Source organism: Limnobacter litoralis, assembly GCF_030160455.1.
GTDB lineage: Bacteria > Pseudomonadota > Gammaproteobacteria > Burkholderiales > Burkholderiaceae_B > Limnobacter > Limnobacter litoralis.
On the sequence record NZ_BSOJ01000007.1, the window covers coordinates 33,301 to 58,100 of the forward strand.

Below are 24,800 nucleotides of genomic sequence, written 5' to 3' on the forward strand. Positions count from 1 at the left end.
TGTTAACAGGCGTCAACCCCCGAAAAGAGTAGGAAACAGAGGCCAGTTGCGCGTTATGGATGCACTTCAGAAGCCAACAAACGCCCCAAGGTGCTGTAGGTGGCAGGCAGTTCTTCCGTTGGGGTGTCTGCAGTAGCCTGTATGGCCTTGCTTATCAACAGCTGCCACTTGGCCGCTGACTCAGCGTCAATGTCTGCACTACTTCGCATTTCGAAGGCTTTGGTGAAAATGGACATGCCTTCAAGCAAGCTTGTGCCTGAATAAAAACAACTTAAAATGCCCTGAAGAGTATCTCGATCAAGCACTTGTGCGCAATCGCAGTCGAGACTGCCACCAAACACTTCGTCAAGCCAGTCAATGGACGGATCGAAAAACAGGTTGAGCTGCCGCCCCGCCCCCACTGAATGAGTGTGATGGCGAGGCACAAAAACGCCCTGTCCTCGAATCCATCGACCTTCGCAAAAACAAGCCACCTCGTGACCATCCAGGTCGATGGCAATTTGGTGGGCCCAGTGGGCGTGATCGCCAACGGCACCCTTCACCTCTCGAAACACGGCCAGGCCGGTGGTACAGGCAAAAAGTTCGCCCAGCTGAATAATGTCCATGAAATGCGTCGACACTCCAAATAACCGCAAGTAATCAAGTGTAAACAATCGTTGCGTTTTTGTCTGTACAGGGCTAGGGAAAACACTAGAAATGCGGCTTTTAAGGAAACTGACGATCCGGTCAATAGCGCTTTGTGACACCATACGGCATGCTGAATTATTACCCCCTTCTTTTCGTCTTTTTGTGGAGCACCGGCTTCATTGGTGCCAAGTATGGCCTGCCCTACGCGGAGCCGTTGACTTTTCTATTGCTGCGCTATTGCGCGGTCATTGTGCTGATGTCGGCATTCGCTCTGCTTGCAAAAGCCAAATGGGAAACCAAACCCTCACAAATGTTTCACCTGGCCGTGGCAGGGTCGCTGATTCACGGGTGTTACCTGGGGGGTGTCTTTGTGGCCATCAGCCTGGGCCTGCCAGCTGGGGTGGTCAGCTTGATCGTCGGTATGCAGCCTTTGCTGACCGCACTGCTGGCACCGATTGTGGTGGGCGAACGCATGCGGCCGATTCAATGGCTCGGTCTGTTACTAGGCCTGGTGGGTGTGGCGCTGGTGCTGTCGCAGCGCATTCACAGTGGCTTTGCGTTGCATGGCCTTTACTGGGCATTGGGTGCATTGCTGGGCATCACGGTGGGTACGCTGTATCAAAAACGCCATTGCGCCCATTTTGACTGGCGCACAGGTGCAGTCATGCAGTTTATTGGCGCGGCGGTGGTCACCTTCCCCGTCGCCTTGCTGATTGAACACTTCCACGTGCAATGGACGGGGCACTTCCTGTTTGCGCTGTCCTGGTTGGTGCTGGTGTTGTCATTGGGGGCGGTCACGCTGCTGAACACTTTGATCCGTTCAGGCACTGCCGTGAATGTGGCCAGTTTGTTTTACCTGGTGCCACCCGCCACGGCGCTAATCGCCTGGTTGATGTTTCACGAGTCGTTCACTCTGGTGCAAACGCTGGGTCTGGCCGTGGCTGTCACCGGCGTGGCCATTGCACGCCGGTAAAGCTTAGTCGCCTATTCAACCTACTGAAAATCGCCCTCGTCAAATTCCAGTGCCGACTTTTCCCCCGCAAGGCGTTTGCGGTTTTCAGTGGCACGCAATTCAACACGCCTGATTTTGCCTGAAATGGTTTTGGGCAACTCTGCAAATTCCAGTCTGCGCACCCGCTTGTAGGGTGCCAGCTTGTCGCGCAGAAACTCCAGAATTGAACGCGCCAGTTCCGGCGAAGCACTGTAACCCTGCCGCAAGGCCACCACCACTTTAGGCACCGCCAAACGCACCGGGTCGGGGCTTGGAATAATGGCGGCTTCGGCCACCGCCGGGTGCTCAATGGCCACCGACTCCAGCTCAAAAGGCGAGATGCGATAATCAGAAGACTTAAACACGTCGTCGGCGCGGCCGACGTAGGTGATGTAGCCATCTGAATCGCGTTGGGCCACATCGCCCGTGCGATACACCCCGTGACGCATCACCTGTTCATTTTTGTTGGCATCGCCAAGATACCCCTGCATCAAACCCATGGGGCGCGGATCCAGCACCAGGCCAATTTCGCCTTCGTCGGCCGGGTTGCCATCGTGGTCCACCAAGGCCACGCGGTAGCCCGGTAGAGGCCGCCCCATGGAGCCCGACTTCATCACCTGCCCCGGCGGGTTGCCAATTTGCGCCGTGGTTTCTGTTTGTCCATAACCGTCGCGTATGGTTAGGCCCCAGCCCTGGCGCACCCGTTCAATCACCTCGGGGTTAAGCGGTTCACCAGCACCCACCAGTTCACGCAGGGCCAATTGGCTGCGCACGGCGGCCAGATCTTCCTGAATCAGCATGCGCCACACCGTGGGCGGCGCACACAGGCTGGTCACCTTGCAACGCGCCAATTGTTCAAGCAAGGCTTTGGCATTGAATCGACTTTGATTGAACATGAACACACAAGCGCCCGCATTCCAGGGTGCAAAAAAACAGCTCCAGGCGTGCTTGGCCCAACCGGGTGAAGAAATGTTCAAATGAATGTCACCCGGTTGAAGGCCTATCCAATACAGGGTGGACAAATGCCCCACCGGATAGCTTTGGTGGCTGTGCATCACCAGTTTGGGCTTGGAAGTGGTGCCTGAGGTGAAATACAGCAGCAAAGGGTCGGAGGCCAGTGTAGCGCCATTGGGCGTGAATGCCTCGCTTGCCCGGGCCGAGTCGGCGTAGTTGTGCCAAGCGGCTTTGGCATCCCCCACGCAAATGCGAGTGAAAGCACCTTCAAACGCATCAAACTTGTCGGCCTGGGTGCGTGCCGCAATCACATGGGCCACTTGCCCGCGCTCCAAGCGGTCGTGCAAGTCTTCGGATGTCAACAAACTTGAACAGGGAATGACGACCGCCCCCAACTTCATGCAGGCCAGCATGGTTTCCCACAAGGCCACTTCATTGCCGAGCATCAGGAGAACACGCTCACCGCGCCTCACACCCAGGTCTTTCAACCAATTGGCCACCTTTGAAGAACGCCTCGACATGGCATCGAAAGTGACGCGACATTCACCGCCATCTTCTTCCACAATCCACAGGGCGGGCTGGGTGTTGTTGGCGGCCATGGGGTCAAAATAGTCCAGCGCCCAGTTGAAGTGTTGAAGCTGGGGCCATTCAAAACCAGCGTATGCGGTGTCGTAATCGGTGCGGTGCGCGAGCAGAAAATCCCGCGCAGCCAAAAACGCCTGGCTGCCTTGCGACATGGGTGCTGTCTCCTCTTTGTGGGCTGAGCTTTTCATTTTTGTTGTATGTCACTGTAGCCCAAATTCACAAAGCCGAACAAGATTGTGCGTTACACTGCCAGTCCTTTTTTACCAAAGACGACAACACGCATGTGGTTTAAAAATTTACTGATCTATTCGTTGAAATCGTGGACTGACACGGCAGAAAGTCTGGAAGAAAAACTGGCGGAACACGCCTTGCAAGCCTGCGGCGGGCTGGAAATGCAAACCCAGGGCTGGGTTGCACCCAAGGGCGAGGGCAACCCCTTTGTGCATGCGCAGGGGCAACACCTGCTGATTACACTGGGCATGGAAAAGAAGCTGCTGCCCACCACCGTGGTCAACCAGTTTGCCAAAGCCCGCGCCGCTGAAATTGAAGAGCGCGATGGCTACAAACCGGGCCGCAAACAGATGAAAGAAATCAAGGAAGACGTGCTGGAAGATCTGTTGCCGCGCGCCTTTGTCATTCGCAGCACGGTGCGCGCCTGGATTGACACCCGCCGACAATTGCTGATTGTGGACGCTGGCGCTGCCAGCAAGGCTGATGCTTTGGTCAGCCTGCTCATCAAGTGTGTAGAGGGCACAGGCCTGTCGCCCCTGAAAACCAAGCTGTCGCCCACCGTGGCCATGACCAGCTGGATGGCCGACGACGACAACCCACCCCAGTTCTCGATTGACCAAGACTGTGAATTGCGTGGCCGTGGCGAAGCAGGTTCAACCGTCCGCTATGTGCGCCATTCGCTGGAGACGGCCGAAATTCGCAAACACATTGAAGGCGGCAAAGACGTCACGAAACTGGCCATGACCTGGGCAGATCGGGTGTCTTTTGTGTTGCAGGAAAACCTGCAGATCAAGCGCGTCAACCCACTGGATGTAATTCGCGAACAGGCCAGCCTGAGCGCACCCGACGAGGAATTTGAGGCAGACTTCGCCTTGATGACCGGTGAACTCGGCAAACTGATCGACGCCCTGGTGGACGCATTGGGCGGCCCGCTGAACGCAAGCCCCCAGCAATAACACCGTCTATTTAAAGCCGGCTGGGCGAATTTTGCCCACCGGGTTGGCGGTTTCAAACTGCAACGCAAATTCCATCAACGCCTGTTCTTGACCATAGCGGCCCACGATTTGCAAACCGACCGGAAAGCCATCGTCAGTAAAGCCACAGGGCACCGACATGGCCGGATGACCACTCAGACTAATGCGTGAGGCTGAGCGCATCCAGGCCACATAATCGTCCATCGGTTGGCCATTGATTTCAATGGGGTATTCTTCATCCACCGGGAAGGGCAACACCTGGCTGACCGGGCACACCAGAAAGTCGTATCGTTGTAAAAACAGGCGCATGCGATTGAACATCTGCGTGTGCATGCGCTCGGCGCGTGCCACGTCTGCTCCGCTCTGGTTCAGGCCTTTGTCAATGTTCCAGCGCACTGTCTTTTTCAGCAATTCGCCTTTTTCTGCACGCAACGGCGCATAACTGGTGGCGAACGCCAAGGCCCGCAGCACATCAAAGGCGTCGTCAGCGCCTTTAAACTGCGGCTCGGCTTCTTCCACTGCGCAGCCCATGTCGGTCAGCACGCGTACACCTTGTTCAACCACCGACTGCACCGCAGGCTCAAAAGGCAAACCACCCAGATTGGCACTGTAGGCAATGCGCATGCCTTTGGTGTTGATGGCTTGCAACTGGGCTGAAAAGGCATGATGGCCCGACAAGGGGTCGCCGCCATCCGCATTGCAAAGCACCGACATGTACAAAGCCAGATCGCGCACATTGCGGGCCATGGGGCCGCCCACCGTCAGGGCGTTGAAGGCGTTGCCAGTGGGGCTCATGGCCACACGCCCCAGTGAGGGCCGAATGCCGACCACGTTGCAAAAGCTGGCCGGGTTGCGAAGCGAACCCCCCATGTCAGACCCGTCGGCCAACGGCACGAAACCGGCGGCCAACGCAGCAGCAGAACCCCCACTGCTGCCACCCGGGCTGTACCCCGGTTTGTAAGGGTTGTGCGTGGCACCAAACACCGCGTTGAAGGTGTGTGAGCCTGCCCCAAACTCGGGCAGATTGGTTTTGCCCAAGGTGATGGCACCCGCGGCCTTCTGCAGGCGCACCACCGCGCTGTCTTCAGTGGGCACGTGGTTCTCAAAGGCACGCGAGCCGAAGGTGGTTCTCAGCCCTTTGGTCATGAATGAATCTTTGTGCAGAACGGGCAATCCGAACAGGGCGCCCGTGGCCTGCCCTGCGGCCAGCTGCTGATCAGCCGCCTGCGCCTCTTCCAGGGCGGCTTCAAAACGGTCAGTCACCACCGCATTCAAGGTGGGGTTGTAGAGCTCGATGCGTGCGATGTGGGCGCGAACCACCTCGGACACGCTGGCTTTTTTGGCAAAAATGAGGTCGCGCAGCTCCAGTGCACTGAACTCGTGGAGATTGTTCATGAGGACATCCCTGTGATTGATTGTCTTGTATATTGTGATTTCCACATGAAACCAGAAAACAGGAAGCACTGTTACACTGGTTTACACCTAATTCTTGACCCTAGGCTTTAAGGAAGAGGACCCATGAGCAATTGGATTTTGAGCCTGATTCAGGTTTTACTCGCCACCTGGTTTTCAGGTGTGCCCAGACTGGAGCCTGCCACTCTCGCGCAATGGCAGAGCGACGGTAAACCTGTTTTGCTGATTGATGTGCGCACGAAGCGGGAATACGAGGTCAGTCACATTCAAGGCGCGATCCGTCTTGACCAAGCGAAAGAAATCGCCCAAACCCTACACAACAAACCCGATCTGTCGGTTGTGGTCTATTGCTCTGTTGGTGCACGCAGCGCGGTGATGGCTGACAAGGTTCAGCGTTTGACGGGGCGTTCTGTTTACAACCTTCAGGGCGGTATTTTCCGCTGGGTTGAAGAATCTCGTCCTGTTTTCAACATCCAAGGTGAAACCCCATTCGTTGATGGTTATGGGTGGCCTTGGAAATTCCTGCTGCCCAGCGACAGGCGAGCTTCCGGGATGTGACAGACAGAGGGAAAAGCACACACTGGCACGCTTGACTGGTTTTTGCAAAATAACCATTGGTGTTGAGGAGTGAAAAATGTCGTGCTACATGTCAAAAAAAGAAATCGCAGAATACGGGCCCTATCAGCAGGTGGCCGATGGCCTAACCCCGCTGGAAAGGGCCCGGGCCAGAATGGCGAAACACAACTTGATGAACAAGGGGCAACACATGGGCCACCGTTGGGCCATCGGTTGTGTCTCGCTCGAAATCACCCAACGCTGCAACCTGGACTGCACGCTCTGCTACCTGTCTGAAAGCGCAGAGGCAGTCAAAGACATTCCGATTGAGGAAATTTTCAGACGGATTGACCAACTTCGGGCCATGTACGGCCCAAATACCGACATCCAGATTAGCGGCGGCGACCCTACTTTGCGCAAGCGCGATGAGCTGATGGCCATTGTGCGTTATGTACGCGACTCAGGCATGCGCCCCTCCCTGTTCACCAACGGCATTAAGGCCACCCGCGACATGCTGGAAGAACTGGTGGAAAACGGGCTCGTGGATGTGGCTTTTCACGTGGACCTGACCCAGGAGCGCAAAGGCTACGTCACCGAAGTGGAATTGAATGAGGTGCGCGCCCAATACATCGAACGGGCAAGAGGCCTTCCCTTGTCCATCTTCTTTAACACCACGGTGTATGACGGCAATTTTCACGAAATTCCGGCCATTGTGGATTTCATGGTTAAAAACAGCGATGTGGTCAGGCTGGCCTCCTTTCAGTTGCAAGCCGACACCGGTCGGGGGGTGCTGACCCAGCGCGATTTCATGATCACCCAGCAGACCGTGGCGCAACAGATTCGCGACGGTGCAAGGTGCGACATCAATTTCGACGCCATGGACATTGGTCATTCCAAGTGCAACAAATACGCCATGACGCTGGTTGCCAATGACAAAGTGCATGATGTGTTCTACGACACGAACTACGTGCAGAAGGTGCTGCAAACCATGGACCACTCCATGGTGTTTGACCGACAGAGCAAGCGACAGGTCATCGAAAACATGGCCAGCTGGGTCATCAAAAACCCAACACTGCTGCCCAATAGCCTGAAGTGGTTGGCCAACAAAACCAAAGACATGGCCGTGGACGTGGTGAAGGCCAAGGGCAAAGTCAACAAATTGTCCTTTTTCATTCACAACTTCATGGACGCCTGCCACCTTGAACAAGAACGGGTGGATTCCTGCGTGTTCATGGTAGCCACTGCGGAAGGCCCCATCAGCATGTGTCTGAACAATGCCAAACGGGATGACTACCTGCTCAAACCCATTCCGATGCAGGTGGAGGAAAACACCATCAAATTCTGGAACCCGCTAACAGGGCAGTTTCACGACAAGATGCCGGGCAAGCTGGTGGTGCAACACACCCGCAAAACGGCGAGAGGCCGCACTCGCGAAAAGCTGGAAGCCGAACGATTGGCAGCACGCCCGACATCAAGCAGTGCGAAGGCGGCACCTGCGGCACCTGCCAACCCTGAAACCGCAGAGGTTTGATCATGAAGCAGACCAGTGGGCCCCGCTTGCCAATCGGCAGGTTTTTGACCATCGCCTTCACCTGGATACTTCCAGGCCTGGGTTTGCTGGGCTGCTCCACCTTGATTCAACCCCCTGAAAACACTGTGCGGCCAGCCACTTGGGAGCAGGCCATGCAGACCTTTGACCACATTCTCAACACGAATGTGGACGATCAGGGGCGGGTCAATTTTGCAGCCATCGCGAAACAACCAGCGGCCCTGGAAAGCGTGGTGCAAGCCATTGCCGAACAGTCGCCGACTACCCGCCCCGACCTTTTTGACACCCCCGACAAAGTGCTGGCTTATCACATCAATGCCTACAACGCGCTGGCGATGTATTCAGTCATTCAGGAAGGCATTCCACAGCAATTGACCGGGCTGACTTTTTTCCGGTTTTTCCTGTTCAACCGCATCGTGGTTGGTGGGGAAACCACGACCCTGTTCGACTATGAAAAGACCATTCGCAAACTGGGCGACCCACGCATCCATTTCGCCTTGAACTGCATGAGCAAAGGTTGCCCACGTTTGCCCAGAACGGTGTTCACTGCAGAACACCTGAACGCCCAACTGGATGCACAAACCCGCCTGTTTTTTTCCGAACCGCGAAACCTGAGTGTGCAAGGCAACACCGTGATGTTGTCTGAAATCCTGAAGTTTTACACGGGCGACTTCCTGGCCAAAGCCCCCTCGTTGCTGGACTACGTCAACCGCTATGCCCCAACGCCCGTGCCAAGCAGCGCGAGGATTGAATTCCGGAAGTACGACTGGACCATCAACCGCTGGCCAGCAGCGGAGAGCCAATCGTGAGGCGTGCGTTTGTACTCACAGCCCGGGTGTTTTTCATTGCGCTGATGTTGGCCAGCGCCACGGGAAAATTGTTGAACATGCCCGGCTTTTACGACATCGTTCGCAACTATCACATGGTGCCAGAACCTCTGCTGATTCCTTCGGCTTGGGCGCTCACACTGTTTGAACTCGCACTGGGTTTGACCCTCGTGTCGGCTGCATGGCGGCGGGTCGTGTGGTGCCTGGTGCCGCTGCACCTGTTTTATCTGGCTGGCCTTTCGCAGGCACTGCTGCGAGGGCTGCACTTGAGCAATTGCGGCTGCTTTGGCGTGTACTGGGCCAGGCCGCTGACACCCTACTCCATCGTGGAAGACCTTGTTCTGTTGTCGCTGGCTGTTCTGTTTTATCGCCTTTCAAGATCACCAATGAACCATGGTCAAACGGCTTAAAACCAAGGCTTGGCTGACAATGTTGGTCTGCCTGCTGACGGGCCCAGGCTTTGTCAGCTCGGCGCTGGCGGTCGATGTCGATGGCCTGCAATTGCCCGACACCTACACCTTTGACGGACACACCTATGCACTCAACGGCGCGGGTACCCGTTATTACTCCCTGTTCAAAATCAGGGTGTACTCAGCCGGCCTTTACCTGCGCGAACGAACGCACGACGCAGCTGCTATTTTAAGCAGCACGGAGACGAGGATCGTCCACCTTGAAATGCGAGTGGACAGCAAGCGCGAGGACAATCAAAAGGCGTGGACGCATTATTTGCGGGCCAACTGTGAGGCCCCATGCGTACTGAATTCAAACAGTCTTGATCAATTCATGCAGATTCAAACCAACCTGCACACTGGCGACACCGAAACCTACGTCTTTGACGCCAAGGGTCTTTCGATTCTGAGAAATGACAAGCCTGTTCAGACCATTGCTGACCCACAGTTTGCGCGCACTGTGCTGTCCAGCTGGATAGGACGGGTGCCCTCGACTGAGTCATTGAAAGTTCAATTACTCGGTTCAAAATAGCCAAAGACCTGGGCATTTTGCCCTACACTAAGCAAGCTTAAATTTTGCGTCTTTCCCAATGCGTAGCCCGTCCACCAACCCCCTCGCCCAGCCCCCTTTTCTTAACCTGATGCTGTTTCGGATTGGCATCACCATGAGCTATCAGGTGTTTGCTGTGGCCGTGGGTTGGCATGTGTTCAACATCACCGACGATGTGCTGTCACTGGGTTGGGTCGGTCTGGCCGAGGTTATTCCGTTTTTTTGCGCTGCTCTGGTGGCAGGTCATTGGGTAGACACCCATTCACGCCGTCACATCACCCTGGGTGCCGGAGTTGTACACACCTTGCTGGCAGCCGCGGTGGCCTTGGCCACCCACAGCACCCAAAGCTGGACCGTGGCGTTTTTGTACACCGCCGTGGGCGTGGGCGGGTTGGCACGCGCCTTTGTGCGACCGCTCTACCAAAGCTTGATGGGGTCTGTGTTGCCACGCAGCAGCTTTGCGCGCGGCAGCGCCATTAGCGCCACTGCATTTCAGGCCTGCCTGATGGTGGGACCCGCAATCAGCGGCGTGCTGATTGCCGCATTTGGTGTGACCACTGCTTATGCGGTGTCGGCCCTGTTCGCCTTCATCGGGTTGGTGGGTGGCTATCTGCTGAAATACACTTACCCAGTCACGGCGGCCAAAGTGCAACCCGCCCTGCAAAGCATACGCGAGGGGCTGGGTTTTGTGTTCAATCACCAGGTGCTGCTGGCGGGCCTGTCGCTGGACATGTTTGCCGTGCTATTCGGCGGCGCAGTGGCCATTCTGCCCGCCTTCATTGAACGTGTGCTTCACGAAGACCCCAGCGTGCTGGGTTTGCTGCGCGCAGCGCCGGCTGTCGGTTCCACCCTGATTGGCTTTGTACTGGCCCGCTTCACCATCGACAGGCATGCGGGGAAGTGGCTACTGGCCTCGGTGGCTGCGTTTGGGCTGTGCATCGCAGGGTTTGGGTTGTCCCGTTCGGTGCCGCTCGCCTTTGTGTTTCTGATGCTCTCGGGCGCCTTTGATGGCGTGTCGGTGATCATCCGTTCCACGATGGTGCAACTGTGCACACCCGACGACATGCGCGGTCGAGTGTCGGCCATCAGTGGCATTTTCATCAGTTCGTCCAACGAACTGGGGGCCTTTGAATCGGGCGTGTCGGCCAGCCTGCTGGGCCTGGTGCCGTCCATCGTGGTGGGTGGCATGATCACCCTGCTGGTGGTAGCGGCCACCACCAAACTGGCGCCCAAACTGAAAACCCTGCACATGTCAGACCTGCACTGACAGCGCGGGGCCGATTGCCTTACACTGTCGCCCTGACTGACACACACGAGCAACACAACATGGCACTGGGTGCAACCGTTCTGAAAGCCGAACTGACCGTGTCCGATCTGGACCGGTCGCATTTTGCCGACTACAGCCTGGTGGTGGCCCAACACCCCTCCGAAAACGCCGAGCGCGTAATGGTTCGCGTACTGGCGTTCGCGTTGAACGCCTGTGAAGACCTGCAGTTTGGCAAGGGCCTGTCGAATGAAGACGAAGCCGCAGTGTGGGAAATTGATCCGACCGGGCGCATTGTGCATTGGATCGAAGTGGGCCAACCCGACGAAACGCGACTGAAAAAAGCCTGTTCACGGGCTGATCGGGTGAGTGTATACACATTTGGGCGCACTGCTCCGCTGTGGCTCGACAAAAACCGCGCCGCCTTGCAAAAGCTGGAGAAGGTCAAGCTCTTCCTGATCGACGACGAAGACACCAAAACACTGGCCAGTGTGCACGCCAAATCCATGAAACTGAACTGGACGATTCAAGAGGGCGAGGTGTATCTCGACGACCGATCGATCCGCGTGCAAACACTGGGGGCGGCATGAGTAAAGACACCCATTTGACCGAAACCTGCCTGCGCAGCGAGCGCGTGTTTGACGGCAAGCTGATGAAGGTCAACCGTGACGTGGTGCGTCTGCCCAATGGTGAAGAATCGGTGCGTGAGTACACCGAACACCCGGGCGCGGCCATGATGATTCCGGTGCTGGACGACGGCCGGTTCGTGATGGAACGGCAGTTTCGCTACCCCTTGCACCAGGTTTTTCTGGAATTTCCGGCCGGTAAAATTGATGCGGGTGAAGACCCGCTGGACACAGCCAAACGCGAACTGCTGGAAGAAACCGGCTATGTGGCGCAGCACTGGGACTACCTGACCACCATTCACCCGGTGATCTCGTATTCAACCGAGCGAATTGTGCTGTACGCCGCACGCGGCTTGACGCTGCAAAAACAGCAGCTTGATGACAATGAGTTTCTGGACATCGTGCTGGTCGAGCCCGATGTATTGATGAAGCAGGTTTTGAGCGGCGAAGTAACCGATGTCAAAACCATCATTGGCGCATTCTGGATGCAACAAAACACCCGGTAGACCAAGCCCACCGGGTGCCCGTTTCAGTTAAAAGCGATCCAGATTCATTACCTTGTTCCAGGCGGCGGCAAAGTCATTCACAAACTTTTGCTTGCCGTCGACGCTGGCGTACACCTCTGCAATCGCGCGCAACTGCGAACTTGAACCAAACACCAGGTCAGCTCGGGTGGCGGTCCACTTGACCGCGCCCGTCTTGGTGTCTCGCCCTTCGTAAACACCGGCCTGCTGCGAAGGCTTCCACTGGGTGCTCATGTCCAGCAGGTTCACAAAAAAGTCGTTGCTTAATACTTCGGGCTGCTTGGTGAACACACCGTGCTGGGCCTGGCCCGCATTGGCATTCAACACGCGCATACCCCCCACCAACACCGTCATTTCAGGGGCGGTCAAAGTCAGCAACTGGGCCTTGTCGATCAACAGGGCTTCGGCTTTGCCTGTGGCTTGTGGGCCTTGGTAATTGCGGAACCCGTCGGCCTTGGACTCTAGCGGCGCAAAGGATTCTGCGTCCGTTTGAGCCTGTGTGGCGTCGGTTCTGCCCGGTGTGAAAGGCACCTTCAAGGCGTGCCCTGCACGCTTGGCGGCTTCTTCCACGGCGGCGCAACCACCCAACACGATAAGGTCAGCCAACGACACCTTTTTGCCACCACTTTGCGCGGCATTGAATTGTTCTTGCACGCCCTGAATTTTGGCCAGCACCTTGGTCAATTGCTCAGGCTGATTCACCGCCCAGTCCTTTTGGGGCGCCAAGCGAATGCGCGCACCGTTGGCACCGCCACGCTTGTCCGATCCACGGAAAGTGGATGCGCTGGCCCAGGCGGTGTTCACCAGTTGGGCAATGCTCAAGCCACTGGCCAGCAAGGCCCCCTTCAACTGGGCAATGTCTGCATCGTTGATGAGCGGGTGATCCACTGCCGGAACCGGGTCTTGCCAGATCAGTTCTTCCTTGGGCACCAAGGGGCCCAGGTAACGCGCTACAGGGCCCATGTCGCGGTGGGTCAGCTTGAACCAGGCGCGGGCAAACGCATCTGCAAATTCCTGCGGATTGTTCATGAATCGGCGAGAAATTTTTTCATACGCCGGATCAAAACGCAGGGCCAAATCTGCGGTGGTCATCATCGGTGCGTGGCGCTTGTCGGGGTTGTGGGCGTCCACCACAGTGCCATCGCCAGCACCACCCTTCGGCGTCCACTGGTGGGCACCTGCTGGGCTCTTGGTCAGTTCCCAGTCGTATTTGAACAGGGTTTCGAGATAGCCGTTGTCCCAGGTGGTGGGGTTGGGTTTCCATGCGCCTTCAATGCCGCTGGTAATGGTGTGTTCGCCTTTGCCACTGCCCAGGCTGTTCATCCAGCCAAAGCCCATTTCATGCAGATCCGCACCCTCAGGGGCCGGGCCCACGTGTTTGGGGTCGCCTGCGCCGTGCGCCTTGCCAAAGGTGTGGCCGCCAGCCACCAGGGCGACAGTTTCTTCGTCATTCATGGCCATGCGGGCAAAAGTTTCGCGAATGTCGCGGGCTGAAGCCACAGGGTCGGGGTTGCCGTCCGGGCCTTCCGGGTTGACGTAAATCAGGCCCATTTGCACAGCGCCCAGCGGGTTTGCCAGTTCTCGATCACCCGAATAGCGGCTATTGGGCTTGTCACTGGTGGCCAACCACTCGGTTTCCGGACCCCAATCGATGTCTTCAGACGGCTCAAACACGTCCTCGCGACCACCGGCAAAGCCGAAGGTCTTGAAGCCCATGGAATCGAGCGCCACATTGCCAGCCAAAATCATCAAATCGGCCCAGGAAATCTGTTTGCCATACTTTTGCTTGATCGGCCACAACAAGCGGCGTGCCTTGTCGAGGTTGCCGTTGTCGGGCCAGCTGTTCAGGGGTGCGAAACGCTGCTCACCTGAACCTGCACCGCCGCGACCGTCGGCAATTCGATAGGTGCCTGCACTGTGCCAGGCCATGCGAATGAAAAACGGGCCGTAGTGACCGTAGTCAGCGGGCCACCAGTCTTGTGAATCGGTCATCAGCGCGTGCAGGTCTTTGACCACAGCGTGCAGGTCGAGCTTCTTGAATTCGTCGGCGTAGTTGAATGACTCGCCCAGTGGGTTGGATTTTTCAGAGCGCTGGTGCAGGATCTTCAGATTGACCTGATCGGGCCACCAGGCTGCCTGCTTGGCAGCCTCAGCCTTGGTGGCATTGTGACCTGCGTGGGGAAACGGGCACTTGCTTTCGTTTGACATGAATCCATCCTCTTTGATTGGTTGAGCGGGAATGGACTCATCGTAGAACGCGTCTTGATAAAGATCAAATCAATTGTTGATATGAATCTTATAGTTTTTTATAACTACTTCAAAAAAGGCAACATCCGCTTCAAGGTTCCATCCCCTGCCAGGTAATGATGTAACAAACCTGCTGTTGCATGCAAGCCTGCCAATATGACAAACGCATTGCCCAGCAACTGGTGCACCTCACCCAGGTTGTGCTCCCAGCTTTCCGGCACAGCCCACAAAGGCAAGGCGTAACCAAACAACTGGTAATCAGGAATTTGTGCCGAAAGGGTGATCCAGCCCAACAAGGGCACGCCAGCCATCAAGCCATAGAAGATCAAGTGCACCCAGTGGGCCAGTTTGCCACTTGGGCTGTCCGCGTTTTCAACTGGGGGGACACCCGCAAACAGGCGCAGGGGCAGCCGCAACAGCACCAAAGAGGCCACCAGAAGGCCGGTGGTGATGTGAATTTCAATCAGCAGTTTGTCGAAATCGGTTTTTGCGTGGTCTGGGTGCCCGCTTGTGATGTAAGCGATGCCCACCAGCAAGGCCACCAGCCAGTGAATCAGGATTTGTGGATTGGAATAGCGTGTTGTTGACATGATGGTGTGTAAATATTAAACGCCCTTAAGTTTAAGCCAGAAAGATTAAACAGACCTTAGGGTAAGCACTGGTGAACGATGGGTCATTTAATTATTCCGCATTGCATCATTTACCAGTAAACTACGGAAGTTGTATTTTTCAATGGCAGCATTCGTGAACTCCAGCAGCATTTCGCTCGAAAACCCGGCCCAATCAACACCTCTCAGCCCAGGCCTGATCGCCCTGTTCGCCTTTTGTTGCGGCGCAATTGTAGGCAACCTGTATTATGCACAGCCCATTGTGGGCCTGATTGCACCCGATCTGCACGTCAGTGTGGAATCAGCCAGCCTGATTGTGTCGATGACACAAATTGGCTATGCGCTGGGCCTGTTTTTTGTGGTGCCACTGGGTGATCTGCTGGAAAACCGCAAGCTGATGATCTGGACCGCCATCGCGTCCATTTTCAGTCTGGCTGCAGCGGCCTTTACCCATCAATCCACTGTGTTTCTCTTGGTGTCATTGCTGATCGGTTTTTCATCGGTCTCGGTGCAATTGCTGATTCCATTGGCTGCACACCTTGCCCCAGAAAAAACGCGCGGCCAGGTGGTGGGCAGCATCATGAGTGGTCTACTGATGGGCATTTTGCTTGCCAGGCCGGTGTCCAGCTTTGTCACTGACCACTTGGGCTGGCGCGCCATGTTTGGCATCGCTGCGGTGCTGATGTGCTTGATCACCGTGGTATTGGCCACCTTGATGCCCAAGCGGCAACCCGCCCACAAGGCGACCTACGGCCAGTTGATCGGCTCGCTGGCTACCCTGCTTAAAACAGAACCAGTGCTGCGTCAGCGCTCGCTGTTTCAGGGTTGCATGTTTGCGATTTTCAGCCTTTACTGGACAGCCGTTCCGCTGGAACTGACCGCCCGCTACGGGATGAGCCAATCGCAGATTGCGCTGTTTGCCCTGGTGGGCGCCATGGGTGCGGTGGCCGCGCCTGTCAGTGGTCGACTGGCCGACAAGGGGCACACCAAAGCGATTACCCTGGTGGCACTTGGCCTTGGCACGCTGTGCCTGATGCCTGCGGTGTTTTTTCCTGGCTACGGCTTGGTGGGTTTGGTCATCAGTGGCGTGTTGCTGGACTTCGCGGTGCAATCGAACATGGTGGTCAGCCAGCGTGAAATTTATGCCCTGCACCCCAATGTGCGCAACCGCCTGAACGCGGTCTATATGACTTCCCTGTTCATTTTCGCTGCACTCGGTTCATCAGTGGCCAGCCTGATTTACACCCACGGTGGCTGGCCGATGGTGGCGCTTCTGGGATCGGGCTTTCCACTGCTGGCGTTTCTGGGCTATGCCTGGGTGTCGCGCAAACAGGCGCTCTAAAATCAACGCCCCAAGCGTTACATGTCGCTGAGGGCGGTAACGCCCTTGGCCAATGCCTGAGACACTTGCTGCGCGGTGCTCAGCAAATCAGGCAAGACCTTCTCAACCAGTTCGTCGGCTGTCATGCGTGAAGAATGGGTACTCACGTTCAATGCAGCCACCACTTTGCCACTTCGACTTCTGACCGGGGCCGCGATTGAGCGCAAGCCCTCTTCCAGTTCACCATCATTCACCGCCCAGCCTTGGGCGCGAATCTGCGCCACACGCTCCATCACCGCGGGGGTGTGATACACCGTGTTGCGAGTGTACTTTCTGGGTGGGTATTTTTGCAGGTGTGCAGCCAGTTCGTCGTCGGTCAAACCGCTTAAAAGCACTTTGCCCATGGAGGTGCAAAACGCGGGCAAACGGGTACCCACACTGATTGCAATGGCCATGATGCGCTTGGTCGGTTCACGCGCCACATACACAATATCGGGCCCATCCAGCACAGAAATTGAGCAGGTTTCTTCAATTTTTTCAACCAGCCTTTCCATGTAGGGTTGGGCCAATTGCTGCAGGTTCAGCGTTGACAAGTAAGCAAAGCCCAAATTCAACACACGGGGCAGCAACGCAAAATATTTTCCATCGGTAGACACATACCCCAACTGACTCAAGGTGTGTAAAAAGCGGCGCGCTGTGGCCCGCGTCATACCGGTGCGTTTGGCCACATCCGACAAGGTTTGGCGGGGATTTTCTGCATCAAAACACTCAATGACCGAAAGCCCCCTGGCCAAAGAGCGAACAAATTCATTGGGGTTTTCGTTAGTTGACATGCCGTTCGGGGCCTTCTAAATTATGTTCGTACAACAAACATATGTTCGTATAGCGAACATATTAGTTTGAACCATAAAAAAATACAAGCAAAACGAGAGAGATGATCAACAAAACCTGCACAAGCACCGCGGAGGCGCTGGCACAGGTGCACGACGGCGCTCACATCATGGTGGGCGGCTTCGGCAACGCTGGCATGCCTTCCGAACTGGTCGATGCACTGATCGACCAGGGCGCACGCGACCTGACCATCATCAGCAACAACGCCGGCAATGGCGAAACTGGCCTTGCTGCCCTGCTTAAGGCCAAACGCGTTCGCAAAATTATTTGCTCCTTCCCAAGGCAGTCGGATTCTTACGTGTTTGACGCGCTGTACCGTGCAGGCGAAATCGAACTTGAACTGGTGCCACAAGGCAATCTGGCCTGCCGCATTGAAGCAGCAGGCGCGGGCCTGGGTGCGATTTTCACGCCCACGGGGTTTGGCACCCAATTGGCCGAAGGCAAGGAAACACGGCACATCGGCGGTAAAGACTATGTGCTGGAGTTTCCAATTCACGCCGATTTTGCGCTGATCAAGGCTTTGAAAGGCGACCGTTGGGGCAACCTCGTGTACCGCAAAACAGCACGCAACTTTGGGCCCATCATGGCGCGGGCTGCGAAATGCACCATCGCACAGGTTTCTGAAATTGTGGAACTGGGCGAATTGGACCCAGAACACATTGTGACCCCAGGCATTTTCGTTCAACGGGTAGTGGCCACGCATGAGGTGGCCGCATGATCAAGCTGACCCGTGATCAAATAGCGGCCCGTGTGGCCCAAGACATTCCCGAAGGTGCCTATGTCAACCTGGGCATTGGCGCACCCACCAAGGTGGCCAATTACCTGCCTGCAGATCGCGAAATCATTCTGCAAAGCGAAAACGGTTTACTCGGTATGGGTCCTGCACCCGCCAAGGGCGAAGAGGACGAAGACCTCATCAACGCGGGCAAGCAGCCCGTCACCCTGCTCACCGGTGGTGCCTTTTTTCACCATGGCGACAGCTTTGCCATGATGCGCGGTGGCCACATCGACATCTGCGTACTCGGTGCCTTTCAGGTGTCAGCCAAAGGCGATCTGGCCAATTGGCACACCGGCGAGGCCGATGCCATTCCCGCCGTAGGCGGTGCCATGGACCTGGCGATTGGTGCCAAAAAAGTGTTTGTCATGATGGACCTTCTGACTAAAACGGGCGAAAGCAAGCTGGTGCCGCAGTGCACCTACCCTTTAACAGGCATTGCCTGTGTGGACCGCATATACAGCGACCACGGGGTCATCGACATCACTGAAGACGGACTTGTGGCAGTTGAGCTGGCAGAAGGCTTGACGCTGGATGCGCTCAGCAACCTGACTGGCCTTGCATTCATCGCGCCACCCGGAGCGTCCGCATGATCCAGCCGTTCGAATTCACTGGACTTCCAAGCCATGTGCTGTTTGGCCAGAACAGTTTGAGCAAGCTGCCCACGGTGCTGGCCCAATGGGACGTTGAACGCGTCTTCTGCATCAGTTCAAGCGGGCAGGCGGAGTTGGCCAGGCGGGTTTGTGGAGCTGCAACAGCAAAGCATCAGGTGGTGTATTGCACTCGGGCCAAACAACATGTACCCATGGAGACCGTTGAACGGGCTTTGACTGAACTTCAGGCCGAGCCTTGCGACGTCTTGCTGGCAGTGGGTGGTGGCTCAAGCATTGGTTTGGCCAAGGCGCTCGCCCTGAAAACAGGTTTGCCGATTGTCGCCGTGCCCACCACCTATTCAGGCTCGGAAATGACACCGATCTATGGCATCACGGAAGCTGGCAAAAAGCAGACTGGTCGCGCTACCGTGGTTCAACCCAAGATGGTTGTTTACGAACCTGCGTTAAGTCTTGGGCTGCCCAAGCCCATCGCTGCGGCAAGCGCCATGAATGCGCTGGCCCACGCTGTGGAAGCACTGTACGCCACCAACAAAAACCCGGTTATCAGCCTGATGGCCCAAGAGTCGGTGCGTGCTTTGGCATCGGCTTTGCTGGACATGGCCGAGCAAGCCCACCTGAATGAAGAGACCCATTCAAGGGCGCTTTATGGGGCCTGGTTGGCAGGCACCTGTCTGGGTTCGGTCAATATGGGCGTGCACCACAAGGTGTGCCATGTGCTGGGTGGCCGATTCAACACTCCACACGCAGAAACACACACCGTTGTGCTGCCCTACGTGGCGCATTTCAACCGACTGGCCGATGCGCAGGCAGCCACGCAACTCACCAAGGCGCTGCAGGTGGCCGACATTCACGCCATCGGGCCCGCGCTGCAGGATCTGGCGCGGCGCAACGGCTTGCCAGTCAGCTTGTCGGCCTTTGGCCTTGATTACGCTGACATCGAATTGGCCGCGGGCGACATCGCCAGCGCTGCCTACGCAAACCCCCGCCCGGTCAACCACGATGACGCCCTGCTGCTATTGAATGCCGCGCTGGAAGGCCTGCCTATGAACCCTGGAGATTTTTTGCTGTGAGAGACGCTTACATCTGCGACATGATTCGCACCCCCATTGGCCGTTACGGCGGGGCCTTGTCATCGGTGCGGCCAGACGATCTGGCTGCCTTGGTCATCAAAACCCTGACCGAACGCACAAACGGATTGAACCCCAAAGCCATTGATGAGGTGTTTCTGGGGTGTGCCAATCAGGCTGGTGAAGACAATCGAAACGTGGCCCGCATGGCAGGCCTGCTGGCGGGGCTACCCGTTGAAGTGCCAGGGGTTACCTTGAACCGCCTGTGTGGCTCTGGATTGGACGCCGTGGGCACGGCTGCCCGCGCCATTGTCAGCGGTGAAGCAGACCTGGTGATTGCCGGCGGTGTTGAAAGCATGAGCCGCGCGCCCTTCGTGATGCCCAAGGCCACCAGTGCCTTTTCGCGCAGCAACAGCATCGAAGACACCACCATCGGCTGGCGTTTCGTGAACCCTCTGTTGAAAGCCCAATACGGCGTCGATTCCATGCCCGAAACCGCTGAAAACGTGGCTGAGCAATTTGGTATTTCACGCGCCGATCAAGACGCTTTTGCCCTTCGCAGCCAACGGCGCGCCGGTGCCGCCATTGCCCGTGGTCGATTTGCACGCGAAATCGTGCCGGTGCCGGTGTCTGGCAAGAAGGGGCAAATCAGTCTGGTTGACACCGACGAACACCCCCGCCCAGACACCACGATTGAACAACTGGCAGCCCTTAAAACCCCCTTCAGGCAAGGTGGCAGCGTGACTGCCGGCAATGCCAGTGGCGTCAACGACGGCGCTTGCGCCTTGTTACTGGCCAGCGAAGACGCCGTCAAGCAACACGGCTTGAAGCCACTGGCCCGTGTACTCGGCATGGCCACCGCAGGGGTGGAGCCGCGCATCATGGGCTTTGGGCCAGCACCCGCGGTCAAGAAGCTGCTGGGCCGGTTGAACCGATCCATTCATGAATTTGACGTGATTGAACTGAACGAGGCGTTCGCCGCCCAGGCCCTGGCTGTGACCCGCGATCTGGGCCTGCCGGACGACGCTGCGCAGGTCAATCCGAATGGTGGGGCCATTGCCTTGGGTCATCCACTGGGAATGAGTGGCGCACGCTTGGTGACCACTGCCCTGCATGAGTTGCTGGACACCGGCAAAAAACGCGCACTGTGCACCATGTGCATCGGCGTTGGCCAAGGCATTGCACTGGCCATTGAAATCATTTAACCAAAAAGGGACAGGAGAGACATGGAAAAACTACTGCGACGGGGCTCGGACCTGTTTGCCTGGGTCGGCGGAATCGCCCTGGTGGTGATGATGCTGGAAATTTCGGCAGACGTCATCTTGAGAACACTGTTCAACAAACCACTGCCATTGACGGTGGAAATCGTCAGCTTTTACTACATGGTGGCCGTGGTGTTCATGCCCATGGCACTGGTTGAATTCACGGGCCATCACATCAGCGTGAACCTGGTGACCCAGCACCTGAACAAGCCCGCCAAGCTGACGGTGCAGTTTATCGCCATGACGGCCGCACTGATCTATTTTGCCCTGATGACCTTTCAAACGGGTCGCCAGGCCCTGGAAAGTCTGGAGATGCATGAATACCTGATGGGCGCATTTGCCCTGCCAACCTGGCCAGGGCGATTTACCCTGCCGCTGGGCTGTGGTGCTTATTGTCTCGTGTTGATCGTGCGCTTGGTGCAGATTTGTCGCGGTGTGGACATCGACGCCGAATTTGAATCAGACGCCAATTTGACGGAGGGTGCGTAATGAGCGATCTCGCCATTGGTTTTATGGGTCTTGGCGCGGTTCTGATCACGCTGATGTTGCGCTTTCCAGTCGCAGTATCACTGGGCGGTGTGTCGCTGGTCTGTATCAGCTTTATTGTCGGCCCCACCTCAGCCATCAATATTCTGTCGATCGTGCCCTATGAGTTCACGGCGCACTGGTCACTCAGTTCCATCCCGATGTTTTTGCTGATGGGCTACATCGCCTTTCACGCTGGCATGACGGAAGGGCTTTTCAAGCTCGCTCAGTTGTGGCTTTCGGGCGTGCGGGGCGGCCTGGCCCACGCGTCCATCGTCGGTGCGGCGCTGTTTTCTGCGGTAACAGGCTCATCGCTGGCCTGCGCGGCTGCAATGGGCCGTGTGGCTGTGCCAGAAATGATGCGCTACAAGTACGACGTCAGCCTGGCCACCGGGGTGGTGGCGGCGGCCGGAACAATGGGTTCGCTCATTCCACCGTCTGTGCTGTTTCTGATCTACGGTGACCTGGCCGAAGTGCCGATCAGCAAGTTGTTCATTGCTGGCCTGTTGCCCGGCATTTTGACCGCCGCCATGTACATGGCTGTGGTGGTGTACAAAGGCAGCCGAAACCCTGAGTTGGTGCCCCCCACCCGCGTTGCGCCGATGCGTGAACGCTTGGGTGCCATCAAGGAAAGCTGGCCGATGGTCGTACTGGTGCTGGGCGTGTTTGGCGGCATGTTTGCCGGCATCATGACCGCCACTGAAGCGGGTGCCCTGGGTGCATTTCTGTCACTGGTGATTGCACTGGTTCGTCGTTCATTGACCTTTGACAGCTTTAAAAACGCAGTCAAAGACACCCTAACCAGCACCACTTCCATTTTTGCGGTGGCCATTGGTGCCGCGCTGCTGACCCGGATGCTGGCATTGACTGGCGTGCCTGAATACCTGGCCGACTTGGCCGAATTTGCGCACGACCAACCTTACCTGCTGGTCATCGGCGTGTCAGTGATCTACCTGATCCTGGGCTGCTTTCTGGACCCAATCGGCATTTTGTTGCTGACCCTGCCCATTCTGTTGCCCATGTTTGAAGCGGCCAACATCGACCTGATCTGGATGGGCGTGATTCTCGTGAAATACGTTGAAATCGGCCTGATCACCCCGCCTGTGGGGCTGAACGTATTCGTCATCAAAGGGGTGATGGGCAAAGAAGTGGAGCTCACCCAAGTTTTCAAAGGTGTCACCTGGTTCATCCTGGCAGACATCATCACCGTCAGCTTGCTGATCGCATTCCCGCAAATCAGCCTGTATCTGACACGCTTTGTCGCGTAAACCACAAGAGAGGAGTCTAAAGATGTTTAAACCTACAACAATATTGCGCACCGCCCTGGCCGCCAGCGTTCTGCTGGCAGGTATTGCCAAGGCGCAAGCCACAGAGATCAAGGTCAGCCTGTACTGGGGACCCAAGTCACCCATCGTACTGGGTGGCTACAAGCCCTTCATCAAGTCCATTGAAGAAGACAAAGCGGCAGACCTGCAGATGAAGCTGTTCTCAGGTGGCGCATTGCTGGACGCCAAGGGCACATTGCCCGGTCTGCGTTCAGGCATTGCCGACGTGGGCACACTGGCTTTGACCTACTTCCCTGCTGAGCTGCCCCATTCACAACTGGTGGCCGACATGGCCCTGATCGGCAAAAGCAGCGTGGCCGCTGCCGCCGCAGTGACTGAGTACGTGTTGAAAGACTGCGCACCTTGCCGTGAAGACTGGAAGAAGCTGGGCCTGGTGTACACCGGTGCCTATTCCACGACCCCTTACCTGTTGATCTCCAAGACCAAGATCACCAGCCTGGCCGACCTGAAGGGCAAGAAAATCCGTTCACCGGGTGCAGTGTGGGACCGCTGGATTCAAAGCGTAGGCGCAGTGCCTGTGAATGTGCCTTCGTCTGAAATGTACGAATCATTCGACCGCGGCATTGTGGACGTCGTGATTCACGCTTCATCAGCCATGAAAACCGTGAACCTGGGCGACATCGGCAAGTACGTGGTCAAACTGCCACTGGGCACTTACCACGCCCTGTCTGCAGGCAGCTATAACATCAACACCTGGAAGAAGCTGACCACTGCCCAGCGCAAGGCCATTCTGGACCGCACGCCAATTCTGGTGGTGGGTATTTCTGACCAGTACCACGTGCAAGACGTGGAAGCTGAGAAGCTGTATGCAGGCCGTGGTGTAACCATCACTGAACCCAGCGCCGACATGCTCAAGCAGATCAACGACTTCCGCAAGGCAGACATGGCCAACATCATTGAAGCGGCAAAAACCAAATACGGTTTTGCCAACCCACAACCTGAAATCGACAAGATCGAAGCCCTGTTTGACAAGTGGAACAAGCTGCTGGCCCCTGCCAACGGCGACCGCGCCAAAATGGAAGCCATCGTGAAGAAAGAAATTTACGACACGCTGGACCCAGCCACTTTCGGCATGTAATTGCCTGATCTCGGGCGGGCCGCCCTGCGGGGTGGTCCGCTTTACGCAGCAAGAGACACACCATGACAAGAATTGCCTTGATTCACGCGTTGGCCGACTCGGTTGACCCAGTGAATGACGCCATGCAAGTACAGTGGCCCGACGCCACGCGCATGAATTTACTCGACGACAGCCTGTCAGCTGACCTGGCCCGCACTGGTGTGCTGGACGACGCCATGACCCAGCGATTCATTACGCTGAGCGACTACGCGCTGGGCACAGGCGCGGACGCCATCCTGTTTACCTGCTCGGCCTTCGGCCCCTGCCTGGATGCGGTGGCCAAACGACACGCGCACTTGCCAGTGCTGCGCCCCAACGAGGCGATGATCGAGGAAGCGGAAAAACGCATTCGCCACGACGGCGGCAAGTTGGGTTTGCTGTCGACATTTGCACAAACCCTGATCAGCATGCCCAAAGAATTTGCCGAAGACATACCCATTGAAACTGAGCTGGCCCCCGGCGCGCTGGCGGCCCTGCAACGCGGCGACGCCGCCACCCACGACACACTGGCACTTAAAGCGGCAAAGCGTTTGACCGACAAGGGTTGTACGATTATTGCACTGGCTCAATTCAGCCTGGCCCGCGCCGAACCACTGGTTGCACAGGGCACCGGGCTGTCTGTGTTGACCACCGTCAACAGCGCAATTAACAAGTTGAAACATGCGTTAAAAGCAAATCAGGAGCAGACAAGCTGATCAGTTTGGCATTTTAATAATCAGAGTTTCTTGTTCTTGACTATGTCGTAACCTTGCTTGACAGCCCCCAGGCCTGAACCGATCTCGTTCTGGGGCGTGTATTCTTCGAGGTATTCAGAAAACGAGAGACTGATGACTTCTTTGTCCGGAGCCTGTAAAAAATTCTGTGTAAGTTCATTCGGAATCAAGGGTGGTGAACGGTAACTCGTTCGC

At 56.6% G+C, this 24,800-nt stretch carries 26 protein-coding genes; 19 read left to right on the forward strand and 7 right to left on the reverse strand.

What is annotated here, in order from left to right; genetic code table 11:
- Positions 1-53: 53 nt before the first annotated feature.
- Entirely contained in the window at positions 54-605 is a 552-nt protein-coding gene (locus QQJ87_RS04010; RefSeq protein ID WP_284280121.1) for a hypothetical protein, read from the reverse strand.
- A 149-nt stretch (positions 606-754) separates the two neighbouring features.
- On the opposite strand from QQJ87_RS04010, the gene QQJ87_RS04015 reads away from it, so the two are divergent.
- Entirely contained in the window at positions 755-1,600 is an 846-nt protein-coding gene (locus QQJ87_RS04015; protein ID WP_284280123.1) for a DMT family transporter, read from the forward strand.
- Between the two features lie 20 nt (positions 1,601-1,620).
- Here QQJ87_RS04015 and QQJ87_RS04020 read toward each other — a convergent pair whose 3' ends face one another.
- Positions 1,621-3,309 carry an AMP-binding protein gene (locus QQJ87_RS04020; RefSeq protein WP_284280124.1) on the reverse strand — a complete coding sequence of 563 codons (1,689 nt, stop codon included), beginning with the start codon at positions 3,307-3,309 and terminating at the stop codon, positions 1,621-1,623.
- A gap of 129 nt (positions 3,310-3,438) precedes the next feature.
- On the opposite strand from QQJ87_RS04020, the gene QQJ87_RS04025 reads away from it, so the two are divergent.
- Entirely contained in the window at positions 3,439-4,344 is a 906-nt protein-coding gene (locus QQJ87_RS04025) for a recombination-associated protein RdgC (protein ID WP_284280125.1), read from the forward strand.
- Positions 4,345-4,350: 6 nt separating this feature from the next.
- On the opposite strand, the gene QQJ87_RS04030 is transcribed toward QQJ87_RS04025, so the two are convergent.
- On the reverse strand, positions 4,351-5,757 hold the full coding sequence (locus QQJ87_RS04030) for an amidase (RefSeq protein WP_284280127.1): 1,407 nt from the start codon (positions 5,755-5,757) through the stop codon (positions 4,351-4,353).
- Between the two features lie 123 nt (positions 5,758-5,880).
- Here QQJ87_RS04030 and QQJ87_RS04035 point away from each other — a divergent pair, with 123 nt between their 5' ends.
- The 8 genes from QQJ87_RS04035 (at position 5,881) to QQJ87_RS04070 (ending at position 12,101) form a co-directional block, all read left to right on the forward strand.
- Complete coding sequence (locus QQJ87_RS04035; protein WP_284280129.1) at positions 5,881-6,333, forward strand: rhodanese-like domain-containing protein; 453 nt, start codon at positions 5,881-5,883, stop codon at positions 6,331-6,333.
- An 88-nt stretch (positions 6,334-6,421) separates the two neighbouring features.
- Complete coding sequence (locus tag QQJ87_RS04040) at positions 6,422-7,861, forward strand: radical SAM protein (protein ID WP_284280130.1); 1,440 nt, start codon at positions 6,422-6,424, stop codon at positions 7,859-7,861.
- Between the two features lie 2 nt (positions 7,862-7,863).
- Complete coding sequence (locus QQJ87_RS04045; RefSeq protein ID WP_284280131.1) at positions 7,864-8,688, forward strand: DUF547 domain-containing protein; 825 nt, start codon at positions 7,864-7,866, stop codon at positions 8,686-8,688.
- On the forward strand, positions 8,685-9,116 hold the full coding sequence (locus QQJ87_RS04050) for a MauE/DoxX family redox-associated membrane protein (RefSeq protein ID WP_284280133.1): 432 nt from the start codon (positions 8,685-8,687) through the stop codon (positions 9,114-9,116). Before QQJ87_RS04045 ends, QQJ87_RS04050 begins: the two co-directional genes overlap by 4 nt.
- A complete protein-coding gene (locus QQJ87_RS04055) occupies positions 9,100-9,687 on the forward strand; it encodes a chalcone isomerase family protein (RefSeq protein WP_284280134.1) in 588 nt (195 codons plus the stop codon). The genes QQJ87_RS04050 and QQJ87_RS04055 overlap by 17 nt, the downstream gene beginning before the upstream one ends.
- A gap of 58 nt (positions 9,688-9,745) precedes the next feature.
- Positions 9,746-10,972: an MFS transporter gene (locus tag QQJ87_RS04060; RefSeq protein ID WP_284280135.1), complete on the forward strand. Its 1,227-nt coding sequence runs from the start codon at positions 9,746-9,748 to the stop codon at positions 10,970-10,972.
- Positions 10,973-10,986: 14 nt separating this feature from the next.
- Complete coding sequence (locus QQJ87_RS04065) at positions 10,987-11,559, forward strand: YaeQ family protein (protein ID WP_284280137.1); 573 nt, start codon at positions 10,987-10,989, stop codon at positions 11,557-11,559.
- Positions 11,556-12,101: an NUDIX domain-containing protein gene (locus QQJ87_RS04070; RefSeq protein ID WP_284280139.1), complete on the forward strand. Its 546-nt coding sequence runs from the start codon at positions 11,556-11,558 to the stop codon at positions 12,099-12,101. The genes QQJ87_RS04065 and QQJ87_RS04070 overlap by 4 nt, the downstream gene beginning before the upstream one ends.
- A gap of 27 nt (positions 12,102-12,128) precedes the next feature.
- On the opposite strand, the gene katG is transcribed toward QQJ87_RS04070, so the two are convergent.
- A complete protein-coding gene (katG, locus tag QQJ87_RS04075; protein WP_284280141.1) occupies positions 12,129-14,327 on the reverse strand; it encodes a catalase/peroxidase HPI in 2,199 nt (732 codons plus the stop codon).
- 104 nt (positions 14,328-14,431) lie between these two features.
- On the reverse strand, positions 14,432-14,956 hold the full coding sequence (locus QQJ87_RS04080) for a cytochrome b (RefSeq protein WP_284280142.1): 525 nt from the start codon (positions 14,954-14,956) through the stop codon (positions 14,432-14,434).
- Between the two features lie 142 nt (positions 14,957-15,098).
- Between QQJ87_RS04080 and QQJ87_RS04085 the strand changes: the two genes are divergently transcribed.
- Positions 15,099-16,316, forward strand: coding sequence for an MFS transporter (locus QQJ87_RS04085; protein ID WP_284280143.1), 1,218 nt, complete (start codon positions 15,099-15,101; stop codon positions 16,314-16,316).
- Between the two features lie 17 nt (positions 16,317-16,333).
- Here the strand turns inward: QQJ87_RS04085 and QQJ87_RS04090 are convergent, their stop codons facing one another.
- Positions 16,334-17,128, reverse strand: coding sequence for an IclR family transcriptional regulator (locus tag QQJ87_RS04090; RefSeq protein ID WP_284280144.1), 795 nt, complete (start codon positions 17,126-17,128; stop codon positions 16,334-16,336).
- A 101-nt stretch (positions 17,129-17,229) separates the two neighbouring features.
- Between QQJ87_RS04090 and QQJ87_RS04095 the strand changes: the two genes are divergently transcribed.
- The 8 genes from QQJ87_RS04095 (at position 17,230) to QQJ87_RS04130 (ending at position 24,587) form a co-directional block, all read left to right on the forward strand.
- On the forward strand, positions 17,230-17,904 hold the full coding sequence (locus QQJ87_RS04095; protein ID WP_284280145.1) for a 3-oxoacid CoA-transferase subunit A: 675 nt from the start codon (positions 17,230-17,232) through the stop codon (positions 17,902-17,904).
- Entirely contained in the window at positions 17,901-18,554 is a 654-nt protein-coding gene (locus QQJ87_RS04100; protein WP_284280147.1) for a 3-oxoacid CoA-transferase subunit B, read from the forward strand. Before QQJ87_RS04095 ends, QQJ87_RS04100 begins: the two co-directional genes overlap by 4 nt.
- Positions 18,551-19,645 (forward strand): maleylacetate reductase, encoded by a 1,095-nt coding sequence (locus QQJ87_RS04105; RefSeq protein ID WP_284280148.1) that lies wholly within the window; start codon positions 18,551-18,553, stop codon positions 19,643-19,645. The genes QQJ87_RS04100 and QQJ87_RS04105 overlap by 4 nt, the downstream gene beginning before the upstream one ends.
- Complete coding sequence (gene pcaF / locus QQJ87_RS04110; protein WP_284280149.1) at positions 19,642-20,847, forward strand: 3-oxoadipyl-CoA thiolase; 1,206 nt, start codon at positions 19,642-19,644, stop codon at positions 20,845-20,847. The genes QQJ87_RS04105 and pcaF overlap by 4 nt, the downstream gene beginning before the upstream one ends.
- Positions 20,848-20,868: 21 nt before the next feature.
- Positions 20,869-21,393 (forward strand): TRAP transporter small permease, encoded by a 525-nt coding sequence (locus QQJ87_RS04115; RefSeq protein WP_284280150.1) that lies wholly within the window; start codon positions 20,869-20,871, stop codon positions 21,391-21,393.
- The gene (locus QQJ87_RS04120) at positions 21,393-22,697 is read left to right on the forward strand and encodes a TRAP transporter large permease (protein ID WP_284280151.1); all 1,305 of its coding nucleotides are present in this window, start codon (positions 21,393-21,395) and stop codon (positions 22,695-22,697) included. The genes QQJ87_RS04115 and QQJ87_RS04120 overlap by 1 nt, the downstream gene beginning before the upstream one ends.
- 22 nt (positions 22,698-22,719) lie before the next feature.
- On the forward strand, positions 22,720-23,853 hold the full coding sequence (locus QQJ87_RS04125; protein WP_284280153.1) for a C4-dicarboxylate TRAP transporter substrate-binding protein: 1,134 nt from the start codon (positions 22,720-22,722) through the stop codon (positions 23,851-23,853).
- A gap of 62 nt (positions 23,854-23,915) precedes the next feature.
- A complete protein-coding gene (locus tag QQJ87_RS04130; RefSeq protein ID WP_284280155.1) occupies positions 23,916-24,587 on the forward strand; it encodes an aspartate/glutamate racemase family protein in 672 nt (223 codons plus the stop codon).
- A 20-nt stretch (positions 24,588-24,607) separates the two neighbouring features.
- Here the strand turns inward: QQJ87_RS04130 and QQJ87_RS04135 are convergent.
- Positions 24,608-24,800 (reverse strand): hypothetical protein (locus QQJ87_RS04135; RefSeq protein ID WP_431310071.1); only part of this gene is annotated, 193 nt, incomplete at its 5' end.